This window comes from Pseudotenacibaculum haliotis, assembly GCF_042684245.1.
Taxonomy (GTDB): Bacteria; Bacteroidota; Bacteroidia; order Flavobacteriales; family Flavobacteriaceae; genus Polaribacter; species Polaribacter haliotis_A.
The window spans coordinates 95,634-108,820 of sequence record NZ_JBHULH010000004.1; the positions used below are offsets into that span (position 1 = coordinate 95,634).

Below are 13,187 nucleotides of genomic sequence, written 5' to 3' on the forward strand. Positions count from 1 at the left end.
AATTTATCGCCTTTTTGTTTTTAAAAAGTAAGAACAACACGTCCTCTTACAAAGAAAGGAGTTCCCGGTGTAAAATGAATCTCTTCTACAGAATTAGCTTCATTTTGCAAACGCGATTCAGTAGCAAACTGAGTTTCATTCCAATCTACATCAAATAGATTCTGTACCTGTAAGCCAACGTTTATGTTTTTAAACTGATATCCTAAATTTAAATCGGTAACAGTATACCCTTCAGCAATAATAGAATTGTCCTCATTGGCCGGACGATCATTAATGTGTCGTAGATTAATACCTCCAAAGAAACCGGACTTCGATTTATAATTTAACCCACTTGTTAGCGTAAAATCGGGAGCTAAAGGAATATAATCTTCACCGGATACTTCTTCAGTAGCTCTGGCATGCGCATAATTGGCATCTACATTGAAATAAAGTCGACTCACAGGCTCATATCGTAAACTAAGATCTATACCTTGACGACGAGTTTTTCCGCTTGGCTCAACAATTCCTGCATCTCCAACATACACAAACTCTTGCTCCAAAAACAAATACCAATAAGCTGTATTTATAAGTAGTTTAGGAGTAGGTTTCCATATAAAACCGGCATCATAACCGTAGGCAGAAGGCAAAATTTGATTTCCTTCTCTAGCAACAACAACTCTTGTGTCGTTTGAGTGGAATCCTTTTCCTGTTTTTAGATAGAATTGTAAATCGTCACTGTAATTGTAAAGTATATTTAATTTTGGACTAACAATAGCTTCAGTCTCAGATTGCGTTAAATAGTTTACTTGTAGGTCATCATTATATTCAAAATTGAAATAGTCAAGACGTAAAGCAGGATGAATCGTAAACTTTCCAAAGTTAAAATGAGCACCTGTATATACTGCAAAATTGGTTTCATTAACATCTCCCAACTGAATTTGATTTAAGGTTACTCTTCTGTTTGCAGTATGGGAGAGTTCATTGTCAAAGCTCTGATCATTTCGCAAGCTGATACCTGCAGTAAAACTTCCGTCTATTTCTGTAAAACGTAATTTATAATCACTGCTTAGTCCAAAGATATTTCGAGTTTCTTTCTGTTTAATTTGATCTCCGTTGATGGGATCATCTAAGAAGAATGTGAAATTAGAATACAATTCAAAATCATACTTACTGTAAAACAGCTTGTTGTGAATTGATGAATTCTCAGAAAGTACCTTATGATAATCTAATAACAAATTTGTACGACTTGTATTTCCACCTTCAGTATCATCAATAGCTCCAAAATGAGTGATCAATCCACTGTCTACAGCACGTTGTGGAATTTGACCTGATGCATCCCACTTACTTGTAAAATGTGAGATCGTGATGTTTATTCTATCTGTTTCAGTTAAGTTTCCGGTATATTTTCCAAAAAGATTTAAGCGATTAAAGTTTTGTGGACTTTCAAAATAACCATCCGTCAATACATACTCAGATGCTATGTAGGCACTGTGTTTGTTATTGTTTAAGATATTGAACATCCCTAAGAGGCGTTGTGAATTAAACTGACCAAGCTCTAATTTTAAAACATTGGAGTTTAATCGAGTTTTGGTATTAAAATCAACATACCCGGCGGTATTGAAGTTCCCTTTATTTGCATAATAAGACCCTTTCCCAAAATCTATTTTTTCTACGGTTTCAGGAATCACAAAATGAAGATCTGCATATCCTTGCCCATGTGCATGTGATACCATATTTACAGGCAATCCGTCTACACTAATGGCAATGTCTGTACCATGATCAATATCAAACCCACGTAAAAAGATTTGTTCAGCTTTTCCACCTCCCGCATGTTGTCCGATAAACAAACCGGGAACTTGTTGTAAAATGTCTTGCGATGACGTAACCGGATTTGTTTGAATGTCAATCGCAGAAATTACATTGAGAGCATTTAATTTTTTACCTACAGTGATCTCTTCTAAAGAAACAATACTTTCCTCCAATACAATGGTTAAAGGATTAAAATCGCGAACAATAATTGTTTTCTTTTTGTAATTGATATGACTTATCACAAGTGTATCACCTACAGAAACATGATGCATTGAAAACTTACCTTTCTCATTACTGTGTGTATGATGTTCATCGGTTTTGTTTAATATATGTGCTTCGGTAATAGGGATATTTTGTTGCGTAACAATCTTACCTTGTAACGTTTGTGCAAAGAATTGATTGAAGCATAATAGGGCACAAATCGTAAGTAGATTTTTCATAGTTTGGGGTGTGATTAAGTTGCCCCAAAAATAAATCAGGCTAAGATTTTTATATAAGAAAAAGTCTTAAGGTTTTCTTAATAAATTGTGAAGAGGAAATAGTACTCTCAAACACAAAATAGAACAGCTTCAATATGTATTAAAGTTATGTGGCAATTGAGGTAGAGCAGTGGCGTATAAGTTTGCTTTCTGTTGCCTTATTTTTGATAAAGAGATCGATCATACTTCCAATAGTTGAATACAATTTTCCCACAAATATCGCTACCACAAAAATACCCAAACCTACGATGTAGAGATTCTGAATGTCTTATCCTGTAATAGTAATGTTCAGTTTTGATTGTTTTTTCAAAAGGAAGAACGTTCCAGTTACCTGGTTTTACTGATTTTCGAGAGATATAAAAACAAAGAACTAATTGTAGTTTTTTTTCAAAAAGATAGCGAGCAAGTGCGTTTACTTTTATTTTGACCTCTGCGGATTTGATGATGAGTACTTCATTTAACTCTCCTTTCTCATTTTGAGCGTAAAACGTTCGACATTCATGCTCTTCTTTTTCAGTTAATTGTAAAAAATCAATAAGCTCTTTAGAAACATCTAAAAAGAAACTATAATCATCTTCATCGGTTGAACGGTTCTCTTTTTCAATGACTAGCTGAGTACTTTCTTCTAAATATTGAACTGTAGCTAGGTCATCATTAGATTGAAGTAAATCAAGGTTGTCATAGATAGATTTTCCTCCTTCGTAATACCTAATCCATTGAGAATGTTTTAAGGCATCTTCTTTGTCTATAGGAATTACTTTTCCTAACATACTGCAAAGCTCATTGTTAATGAATGTTCTAGAGTAAATAGGAATCCATGAGTCTGTGACAAATTGATTGCCTATTTGCTGTTCAATATCCTCTAAAAGAATTTGATTTTTAGATAAAGTATCTACATTATGAGTAAAATAACCTCTATAAGGATTATATGACGATGTACTTTTAGAGTTGTCAGAGTCTTTCTTTTTGGTCATAAGAATGTTGTTTTGATACTACTTCCATTTACACAAATTCTCCCGGTAATGTCGGTTCTAAAAAACAAATTAGCTCTTGAATCATAATCTTGCTCTAGTTTTAGCAGGTGAATAGATTGTTCCGTTTTTATTGTTTTTTCAAAAGGAGCTAAAGTTGAACTAATGGGCTTATCTGTACTTCGTCTACCGTAGAAGCTAATTGCTAGTTCAAGGTTGTTTTTTGCCATGTAGTCGGTCAATAAATGAGTCATTTTCATACATACCAAATTCAAGAGAGGTCTTATAATTAAAACGGGCTCTAATTTACCATCAAGATCTTTTCCATAATAAGTGGTGCTCATGCTATCTACATTATCTTTTTTTAGTTTTAAATTTCGAATGAATTGTTCGGAAATTTCATAAGAATATTCTTTCCCTCCATTGTCACTATCAACCTGTTTATGGATGACAATTTGAATAGACTTACTTTCAAGATTTTCATTATCAAAGATTTGATGATAATTTTTTAAAAAATCATTTCTCAAATTAGAAGGAATCAATTTTGTAGTAACAACAGTTAAGCTGCAAAATTTACTAGAATCGTAAGAATATAGAGTTATCCAATCATCTTCCATAAACTTATTATTGATCTCTTCTTCCATATCTTGAAAAAGAGTCAATGCTTTAGGAGGTATTCTCTTCTTTTTTTTAAAATGTATTCGTTGCCTGTATTCCATATCGCATTTTTTTTGAAGCTATTTTCTCTCGTAAGATACCTTATTTTTATGTAAAAAAGGCAAGTATTATGATTTGAGTTAATGCAATAGTTTCCTTACAAAATATATGCAAGTAAGAAAAGATGAACTTGTTTACATACCTCTTTCCAGTTTCAGTAAATTAAGTTGTAGTGTGAGGGGTGTTTTATTTTCTTTTACTTAATACAAAAGACTAGTACTTAACAATAAAATTACAATTAGTTATATATTATTAAAAGTTTTCTTAATGATAAGAATGTTTACAAATAATAAATATTATGTTGATTTGTGATGTTAATATTTAATAAATGTAAAAAAAATCAAAGAAAACAAAATGACTAACAGTAAATTTTTATTATCGCTATGTACTTTTTTTATAGCGTTAGTTAATTATGCTCAAACAGCTTCTATAAAAGGTGTTATAAGTGATGGTTCTTATCCATTGCCCGGAGCTTCAATTATGGTTAAAGGTACCTCTAAAGGTGTTAACACCGATTTTGATGGTAATTTTACTTTATCGAATGTAGAATTAGGAAAAATTGAACTAGTAATATCGTATATCGGATTTCAAACAAAAACAGTTACAGTTGAAGTAAAAGAAAAAGTAAACAACTTAGGTACGATTAATTTAATAGAATCATCTCAAAGTTTAGATGAAGTAATAGTAAAATCCTTATCGAGAAGAAATAGTGAAGCTAGAGCCTTAAGCATTCAAAAAAGATCAGTGAGTATTATGAATGTAATCGCAGCAGATGGTATTGGAAAATTACCAGATAGAAATGCTGCTGAAACAGTACAACGTATTCAAGGGTTGTCTATAGAAAGAGATCAAGGAGAAGGTCGTTTTGTATCGGTTCGAGGTTTACCGCCTTTTTGGGCTTCTACCACAATTAATGGAAATCGTATTCCAACAGCAGAAGAAGAAACTACTTCTCGTGCAACTGCTTTTGATTTCTTTCCGTCAGAAATGATTGGTTATGTTCAGGCAGCAAAAGCTATTACACCAGATATGGAAGGTGATGGTATTGGCGGTTCAGTAAATTTTATAACACAAACTCCTCCATCCAAAGAAACATTAAGTGTAACCTTAGGAACTGGGACAAACGTAAAAGCGGGAAAAGCAAATTACAATGCTGCCTTTACTTATGGTAATAGAACTCCAGATAACAAATTCGGATTTTTAGTAAATGTTTCTCATTGGAATCGTTCTTGGGCAACAGATAACTTTGAAGCACGTAGAAAAGGAGATCAAGGAGTATTTCGTTTAGAACTAAGAGATTACACAGGAGTAAGACAAACAACTGGAGTAAATACTGTATTTGATTATAAGTTAGATGATAATAATAAATTCATCGTGAGAGGTATTTATGGAACATTAGCTGATGAAGAAACTCACTATAAACATAGAATTCGTTTTGATAAATTTGATGAAACAGATAACACTGCTAGAGTTGAATTACAAAATATACATGATGAATTAATTACCCAATTAGTTGCTTTTGACTTTGGTGGTGAGCATAGTTTATTTAATGATGCTGGTAAATTAGATTGGAATGTTGGTTCTTATGAAAATGAGTTTAAGTATGGAAATATTCCTAATGCAGAAGACAACAGTTATTTTGTATTAAAATTCAATCAATCTGGAGTTGGTATTAAGCCTGCTTATGCAGTATCTAAACCTGATGGAGCAGGAGATCACAGAGCTTATTGGAAAGCAGATGGAGGTCCAATGGACTTTAATAACCCATCTACTATTTTTGACGTGTTCTCGGATAATAATTTTAAGTTAGATCCAGCACAACAACAAATTGCTTCAGATGGACTAAATTTTTATAAGGTTTATGTGAATGAAAAAGATAGAGTAGTTTTAACTGCTAACTATGAGCATAAGTTCAATGATAAATTGAAGGTTAAAGTAGGCGCTAAATACCGTGATAAAGTTAGAAAAGCTGAATATGGAGATTATTTCTATGCTCCACAAGGTAATGCAGATATTGCTCTAAGTGATTTATCTCAATATTTAATTACTCAACCAGGTAAAAGCGATTTCTTAAAAGAATTGGCTCCTAATGCTTCATCTTCTTTTAATCAAGTAGTATCTACTCAAGGAATGAGTACATTCTATAATTTAAATCAAGGTAATTTTGACTTTATTCCTGGAGACTCAGATGCTTTAGCTAGCGGAGGAGGGTTATCTAGAAACTTTACAGTAAACGAAGACCAGTATGCAGCTTACGGTATGACAACATATAAAGTTTCAGAGAAATTAACTTTTGTTGGAGGCTTACGCATAGAAGCTACTAAAACTGCAGTAGAAGGATATTCTTATAATGAAGATGATAATGTATTGGTTAAAGCAAAAAATACCAATAGATATCTAACTTACTTACCAGCGTTGCATGCAAAATATAGTTTTGATTCTAATACAAACTTAAGAGCTGCGATTACAAGGACTTATGCTAGACCCAACTTTGGTGATATCTCACCGGGAGTTTCTTACAGTGAAGCTGATAATGAAGCGCAAGGAGGTAACCCAGGTTTAGAGCCAACATTTTCATGGAACTATGATTTATTATTCGAGCATTACTTCTCTAATGTAGGTATAGTAAATGCTGGTTTATTCTATAAAGATTTAAAAGACCCTGTGTTTGCTTCAACATCAATAATTGGAGGTGTAGAAACAAAAAGACCAGAAAATGGAGGTAATGCTCATATTCTGGGATTAGAAGTAGGAGCAAATGTTCGTTTCGACATTTTTGCAAAAGAAGGTTTCTTAAGCAAATTAGGAGTTCAAGCGAATGCAACTTTTATGGATTCTGAAATGATTATTCCTGGTGGAGATGAAAACGGAAATGATAGAACGGTTACTACACCATATCAAGCCAAAGAATTATACAACGCACAATTATACTTTGAAGATGATAAATTCAATGTAAGATTTGCCTTTAATCATAAAGGAAAATATGCGGTAGATTTTGGAGATAAAGACATCAATGATGAATACTATGGTAAATATTCAACACTAGACTTTTCGGGGTCATTCAGGATCAACAACCATTTTTCAATTTTTGCTGATGTAAATAACATCTTAAACGAACCCTTAATTTATCATTATGGCGCAAATGATACAGCAAGGCCTAAGCAAGTTGAGTACTATGGAGTAAAAGGAAGTTTAGGTATTAAGCTTAATCTGTAACCATTTAAAATGGATACTATTTAAATGCAAGCAAACTCTCTAATTAGAGAGTTTGTCTTGATAAAAAAATAAGATGAGTATACGTTTTATAATACAAGCTTCTCTCGCAGCATTTGGTACTTACTTTTGCATGTATGCGTTTCGGAAACCCTTTACTGTGGCTACATTTTCTAACGAAGTGTTTTTTGGAATAGATTATAAAATTTTATTGATAATAGCTCAAATAATTGGATATACATTATCAAAATTTTTAGGAATAAAAATTATTTCAGAAATGAAAAGCCATCACAGAATAAAATATCTAATTGGTTTTATTTTCTTCGCAGAGCTAGCCTTATTAGGTTTTGCAGCTACACCTGCTCCTTATAATATTTTATTCCTGTTTCTTAACGGGTTACCTCTTGGAATGATATGGGGAATTGTATTTTCATATTTAGAAGGCAGAAAAGCTTCAGAATTATTAGGCGTTATTTTATCATCTAGTTTTATTATCTCTTCTGGTGTAGTAAAATCCGTAGGAAAATGGACAATGGATTCGTTACAAGTATCTGAATTTTGGATGCCTTTTACTACTGGCTTGTTTTTTATTTTACCATTGGTCATATTTTCATGGTTATTGGAAAAACTACCAGTACCAAATGAGGAGGATAATAAATTAAAAACAGCTAGAAAACCGTTAAATGGAATAGAAAGAAAAGAACTTTTTAGGTTATATGCAACCCCATTAGTTTTAATAGTCTTTTTCTTTACTATACTCACAGCAATTAGAGATTTTAGAGACAATTTTGCTAGAGAAATTTGGGAAGCTTTAGGATATAATGATGCTTCTATTTTTAGTGTTTCAGAGATTCCAATAGCTATAATTGTACTTTTTATATTGGGATATATTGGTAGTGTTACCAAGAACTTTAAAGCCTTTACCTATTATCATTATGTATTAATATTGGGCACACTATCAATATTACTTTCAACCTACTTATTTCAGTTAGAAGTTATGTCACCAATAGTTTGGATGATTATTTCTGGCCTGGGATTATACGCTTGCTATGTTCCTTTTAATGGAATCTTCTTTGATAGAATGATAGCTACTTTTAAAATTAAAGGGAACGTAGGATTTCTTATTTATATAGCGGATGCTTTTGGGTATTTAGGTAGTGTGCTCATTTTATTGTTTAAAAACTTTGGAAGCAAAGAAGTATCCTGGCTATCGTTTTTTACACAATCACTTTATATACTAGGAGGAATTGGCTTTATGATCTCGGTCTATTGTTTATTATTCTTCAAAAGGAAAAGAGAAAAATATTTTAATGAAAATCAATTTATTTATGAATAAAAAATATGATTTAATCGTAGTAGGAGGAGGAGTTTTAGGAACTTTTCATGCCTACCATGCATCAAAAAAAGGATTAACTGTAGCTATTTTAGAAAAAGACAGTAAACCGCGAGGTGCCACTGTAAGAAATTTTGGACAGGTAGTACCTTCCGGAATGAATGTAAAATGGCAAAACTATGGAAGAGAAAGTTTATCCATTTATAAAGAAATTCAATCACAGTTTGATGTTTCAATTCGCCAAAACGGTACTGTTTATATAGCTTCAAATGAGGAAGAAGTTCAATTAATAGAAGAGCTCTATCAAATAAATAAAAACAATAACTATCATTCTGAACTTTTAACTAAAGAACAATGTTTAAATAAGTACGCTGGTTTACGCAAAGATTATTGTAAAGCAGGCTTGTTTTTTCCAGAAGAGGTTACTGTTGAGCCAAGAGTTATGATAAACCGCTTACATGAATTTATGTCAGAAAAAGGTATGGTAAACATCTTTTATAAAACCAGTGTTGTTCATGTAGATGAAACGAATGAAGTTGTTGAGTTAACAACAGCAATTGGAGAAGTTTTTAAAGCAGATAAAACAATTATTTGTAACGGTTCAGATTTTAAAGCCTTATACCCAACGATTTTTAATGAAAGTGATTTGGTAGTTTCAAAACTACAAATGTTGCGAACCAAACCTCAAAAGAATTATAAGTTAGATGGTTCAATTCTAACAGGGTTAACTATTAGACGATATGAAGCTTTTGAAGAATGTCCATCATGGAACTCTATCAAATCAAAAGAAGACCCCAATAGTTTTGAAAAGAAATATGGGGTTCATATTTTATTTAAACAAGCTATTGATGGTTCTGTAATAATTGGAGATTCACATGAATATGCAGATGCTAAAAATATAGATGATTTAGGATTTGATTTAAACGAAGAAATAGATGATTTTATGATAGCAGAAGCAAAAAAGATAATTGACTTACCTAATTATCAAATTCAACAACGTTGGGCTGGGTTTTACAGTCAATGTAAAACAACTGATCTGTTTCAACATACTATAGGAAACAATATTCATATTGTTACAGGAATTGGCGGAAAAGGAATGACTGGAAGTGCAGGTTTCTCAAAAGAAAACATTAATAAGATATTTAAATTAAGTACATGTTAGAAAATATAAAAATGGTTGTTTTTGATATGGCAGGAACAACGGTAGATGAACACAATGTAGTATATCAAACTTTACAAAAATCTATTAACGATCATGGTATTGATGTTGATTTAGATACTGTTTTAGAGTTAGGAGCTGGAAAAGAAAAACATCAAGCGATAAAAGATGTGTTATCATTTTTAAATTCCAATAAAACTGAAGATTCTTATTTAATTTTTAATAACTTCAAAAAAATGCTAGATGAGGCTTATTTAAAGCTTGAGGTAAAGCCAATTGATGGTGTTGAAGAAGTATTACAAAAATTAAAAGAAGCTAATATAAGAGTAGTTTTAAATACTGGATATGCTAGAGAAATAGCAATGAACTTATTAAATAAATTAAACTGGATTAAAGGAACACATTATGATATGTTAATTACAGCATCAGATGTAGAAAAGGGAAGGCCAGATCCAGAAATGATTCAAAAAGCCATGAAAGAATTTAATATTTCAAAAGCAGCAGAAGTACTAAAAGCCGGAGACTCATGGATAGATATTGAGGAAGGAAAAAATGCTGGTTGCGGTGTTACAATTGGAGTTTTATCAGGGGCTCAAAGTAGAGAACAGTTAGAAAAAGAAAACCCAACTTACATTTTAAATTCATTAAAAGAACTTTTTTATGAAAATGATGAATCTTTTTAAGCTAAGTGTTCTAGGATTAACGTTGGTTTTTTTTAATTGTCAAGAGAATACAATTGAAGAAGCGAAAACAGTTGAAACATTAAGAAAATTGAACAAAACAGGTATTAAGAAAAAAGTACTTGTTGTAGGTTTCGATGGAATGCAACTAGAGAAAATTTCTGAAACTTCAACGCCAAACCTAGATAAGTTAACAATTGTAAAGGCGTATACAGGAGGAATTGCAGGAACACCTTCAGAACAAAAAACAAAAAGTGGTCCAAGCTGGGTAACCATTTTAACAGGAGTGTGGTTAAACAAACATGGAGTTGTAGACAATAATTCTTCTCAAAAATCAAACTCTAAAAGTGTATTTCAATTAATTAAAGAATCAAATACCGGTTTAAAAACTGCAAGTGTAGTTACTTGGGCTCCAATACACGATTTTTTTAGAGACCAATTAGGCTTTATAGACTATCATTCAAAAAGTGGAGGAGACGAGAATACGGTATTGGGAGCAATTCATGCAATTAACAATGAAAACTCTGATTTTGTATTTGTGCATTTAGATGATGTAGATGTGGTAGGACATTCTTCGGGGTTTGGAACTTCATATAACAAGGCTATTACTAGAGCAGATGAACAGTTTGGAAGAATTGTAGCCGAAGTAGAGAAAAGAACAAATGAAGATTGGTTAATCATGGTAGTTACAGATCATGGTAGAGAACCAAGTGGATATGGTCATGGAAATCAAACGTTAGGAGAAAAAACAATTTTTGTTGGTATGAATAAGTCGGGTAATGAAGAGTTCTCAAGGCATGTAAATACACCTAATTCTGATTTTTCTGGGATTTATGGGAATGTAGCACAAACGGCAATTGTACCATCTGTATTAACACATTTAGATATACCTATTCAAAAAGAATGGCAATTAAACAGTACCTCATTAGTTGGAAGTTTAGGGGTAAGAAAAGTAATGATGCAAAATCATAATACACTTTATTGGAACTCTACTTCAACAAACACTGTTAAAATTTATAGAAACAATATATTAATAGCAACTGTACCTGCATCGCAAGGAGGATATACAGATACTAATGCCGGAGAAGGGATGCTTAACTATACTTTGGTGCTGAATGGGCAATCAGGATCAGTTGCATTGAACAATTCAAAAATTATAGCAGGATTAGATTGGAACGATCTTATAAATAACAAAGCCTATTTTTTTAGAAGTGATAATAAGTATGTTCGTTACAATAAAACGCTAGACAAAGTAGATAGTGGATATCCTTATGAAACTAATAACAGCTCATGGTCAGGTTTAGGAAATTATAGAGATTTGATTAGTGCTGCTTTTAAATGGCACAATCATAAAGGGTATTTTTTCTTAAACGATGGAAGGTATCTACGTTATGATATGAATAATGATAGTGTAGATTCAGGATATCCAACAACAATTACTAATGGAAATTGGCCAGGGTTAGAGCCTTATAAAAATATGATCGTGGCTGCTATTAACTGGAATAACAGCAAAGCATACTTCTTTTTAAATGATGGAAGATTTATTAGATATAGTATTTCTAGTGATCGAGTAGATTCAGGATATCCAACAACAATTACTAATGGAAATTGGCCAGGATTAGGAGATTATAAGACAATGATCACTGCGGCAGTGGATTGGAATACTACACATTGTTACTTTTTCTTAAAAAATAACACCTATATAAAATACAATAAGTTAACAAATAGTGCAGTTTCAGGATACCCTAAACCAATAAACAACAATACTTTGTCAGGGCTAAACAATTAAAAGTAATATATATAAAAGGGTTCGTAAAGAACCCTTTTTTTAGTTATTTTCAGAATAAAAGTAAAGTACTAACATGGTACAATCTTTCTGAGATCTATTCACAGGAACATGAGGAATTCTTCCGTCAAAATATAGAGAATCTCCTTCACTAACAGTTACTTCTTCTGTGTCTATAATATAAGTGCACTCTCCACTAATTATATATTTAAACTCCCAAGCATCGGTAATTATTTTTTCTCTTTTTGAGTTAGGGGAAATAGTTAGTAGCACAGCTTCAAATCCAGCTGCGTTTAAACTTTTTCCAAAGATTTGATGATATGTAAACCCTTCTGCCTCAATTTCTTTTTCAAGAAATTGATGTTGGTCTTTAGTTACATGAATATATTTCGCATTATTTTTTTTCTCTACTCCTTCAAAAAAAGTACTTGCATCAATCTCCAAAGCCGAGATAATTTCTAAAAAAACGGGAAGTGACGGAATGGTTCTTCCATTTTCTATTCTAGATACCAAACCATTTGAAACATTAGCATTTTTAGCTAATGTATGAATGGTTATTCCTTGTTTTTTTCGAATCTCTTTTATTCGTTTTCCAATACCTATAAGGAAATTATCCATATTCTAATAGTTAAACACTAATGTATTAAAAATTAAGTAATACAAAGGAATTTAATATTTAGCTCCTTGTTTTAATTTAGCAAAAAAGGCAATACAAAATGAGTAGGCCTATTTTTGAAATCAATTCAATTTTTTGTAAAAACTAAATTTGCAGTAATATTAAGTGACAATCTATATATGTATGTGAAAAAAAAGTTATTAGAGTATTAAATAAAATTTAAAGTATTTCTCTAAGCTTTATTACACACTCGTAAAATAAAGTACAATTCAAGTAAGCTAAAGGAAATCTAATCTATTTCCCAATACAAAATATAACAACCTCAGTAAATACTGAGGTTATTGTTTATTAAGACGGAGTAAAAGTTCGTTTTCTATTGCTTTATTTTTGTGAAGAGATCGGTTCTTCTTTGGATCTTCTTCCTTCATAACTGTATATTCATTAA

9 protein-coding genes are annotated in these 13,187 nt (G+C 31.8%); 5 read left to right on the plus strand and 4 right to left on the minus strand.

Annotated features, from left to right (window positions below; all coding sequences use genetic code 11):
• Window positions 1-20: 20 nt before the first annotated feature.
• The 3 genes from ACFSRZ_RS08550 to ACFSRZ_RS08560 form a co-directional block, all read right to left on the minus strand.
• Window positions 21-2,228: a TonB-dependent receptor gene (locus tag ACFSRZ_RS08550; protein ID WP_379666132.1), complete on the minus strand. Its 2,208-nt coding sequence runs from the start codon at window positions 2,226-2,228 to the stop codon at window positions 21-23.
• A 197-nt stretch (window positions 2,229-2,425) separates the two neighbouring features.
• Entirely contained in the window at window positions 2,426-3,241 is an 816-nt protein-coding gene (locus ACFSRZ_RS08555) for a hypothetical protein (protein WP_379666133.1), read from the minus strand.
• Window positions 3,238-3,957 (minus strand): hypothetical protein, encoded by a 720-nt coding sequence (locus tag ACFSRZ_RS08560; protein WP_379666134.1) that lies wholly within the window; start codon window positions 3,955-3,957, stop codon window positions 3,238-3,240. Before ACFSRZ_RS08560 ends, ACFSRZ_RS08555 begins: the two co-directional genes overlap by 4 nt.
• Before the next feature lie 352 nt (window positions 3,958-4,309).
• Here ACFSRZ_RS08560 and ACFSRZ_RS08565 point away from each other — a divergent pair, with 352 nt between their 5' ends.
• The 5 genes from ACFSRZ_RS08565 (at window position 4,310) to ACFSRZ_RS08585 (ending at window position 12,129) form a co-directional block, all read left to right on the plus strand.
• Window positions 4,310-7,171: a TonB-dependent receptor gene (locus ACFSRZ_RS08565; RefSeq protein WP_379666135.1), complete on the plus strand. Its 2,862-nt coding sequence runs from the start codon at window positions 4,310-4,312 to the stop codon at window positions 7,169-7,171.
• 73 nt (window positions 7,172-7,244) lie between these two features.
• Window positions 7,245-8,504 (plus strand): DUF5690 family protein, encoded by a 1,260-nt coding sequence (locus tag ACFSRZ_RS08570; protein WP_379666136.1) that lies wholly within the window; start codon window positions 7,245-7,247, stop codon window positions 8,502-8,504.
• Window positions 8,497-9,663 (plus strand): TIGR03364 family FAD-dependent oxidoreductase, encoded by a 1,167-nt coding sequence (locus tag ACFSRZ_RS08575; RefSeq protein ID WP_379666762.1) that lies wholly within the window; start codon window positions 8,497-8,499, stop codon window positions 9,661-9,663. Before ACFSRZ_RS08570 ends, ACFSRZ_RS08575 begins: the two co-directional genes overlap by 8 nt.
• Window positions 9,657-10,343, plus strand: a complete 687-nt coding sequence (locus tag ACFSRZ_RS08580) for a phosphonatase-like hydrolase (protein ID WP_379666137.1) — start codon at window positions 9,657-9,659, stop codon at window positions 10,341-10,343. Before ACFSRZ_RS08575 ends, ACFSRZ_RS08580 begins: the two co-directional genes overlap by 7 nt.
• Window positions 10,321-12,129: a hemopexin repeat-containing protein gene (locus ACFSRZ_RS08585; RefSeq protein WP_379666138.1), complete on the plus strand. Its 1,809-nt coding sequence runs from the start codon at window positions 10,321-10,323 to the stop codon at window positions 12,127-12,129. Before ACFSRZ_RS08580 ends, ACFSRZ_RS08585 begins: the two co-directional genes overlap by 23 nt.
• A 39-nt stretch (window positions 12,130-12,168) precedes the next feature.
• On the opposite strand, the gene ACFSRZ_RS08590 is transcribed toward ACFSRZ_RS08585, so the two are convergent.
• Window positions 12,169-12,744, minus strand: a complete 576-nt coding sequence (locus tag ACFSRZ_RS08590; protein ID WP_379666139.1) for a helix-turn-helix domain-containing protein — start codon at window positions 12,742-12,744, stop codon at window positions 12,169-12,171.
• Window positions 12,745-13,187: the final 443 nt, after the last annotated feature.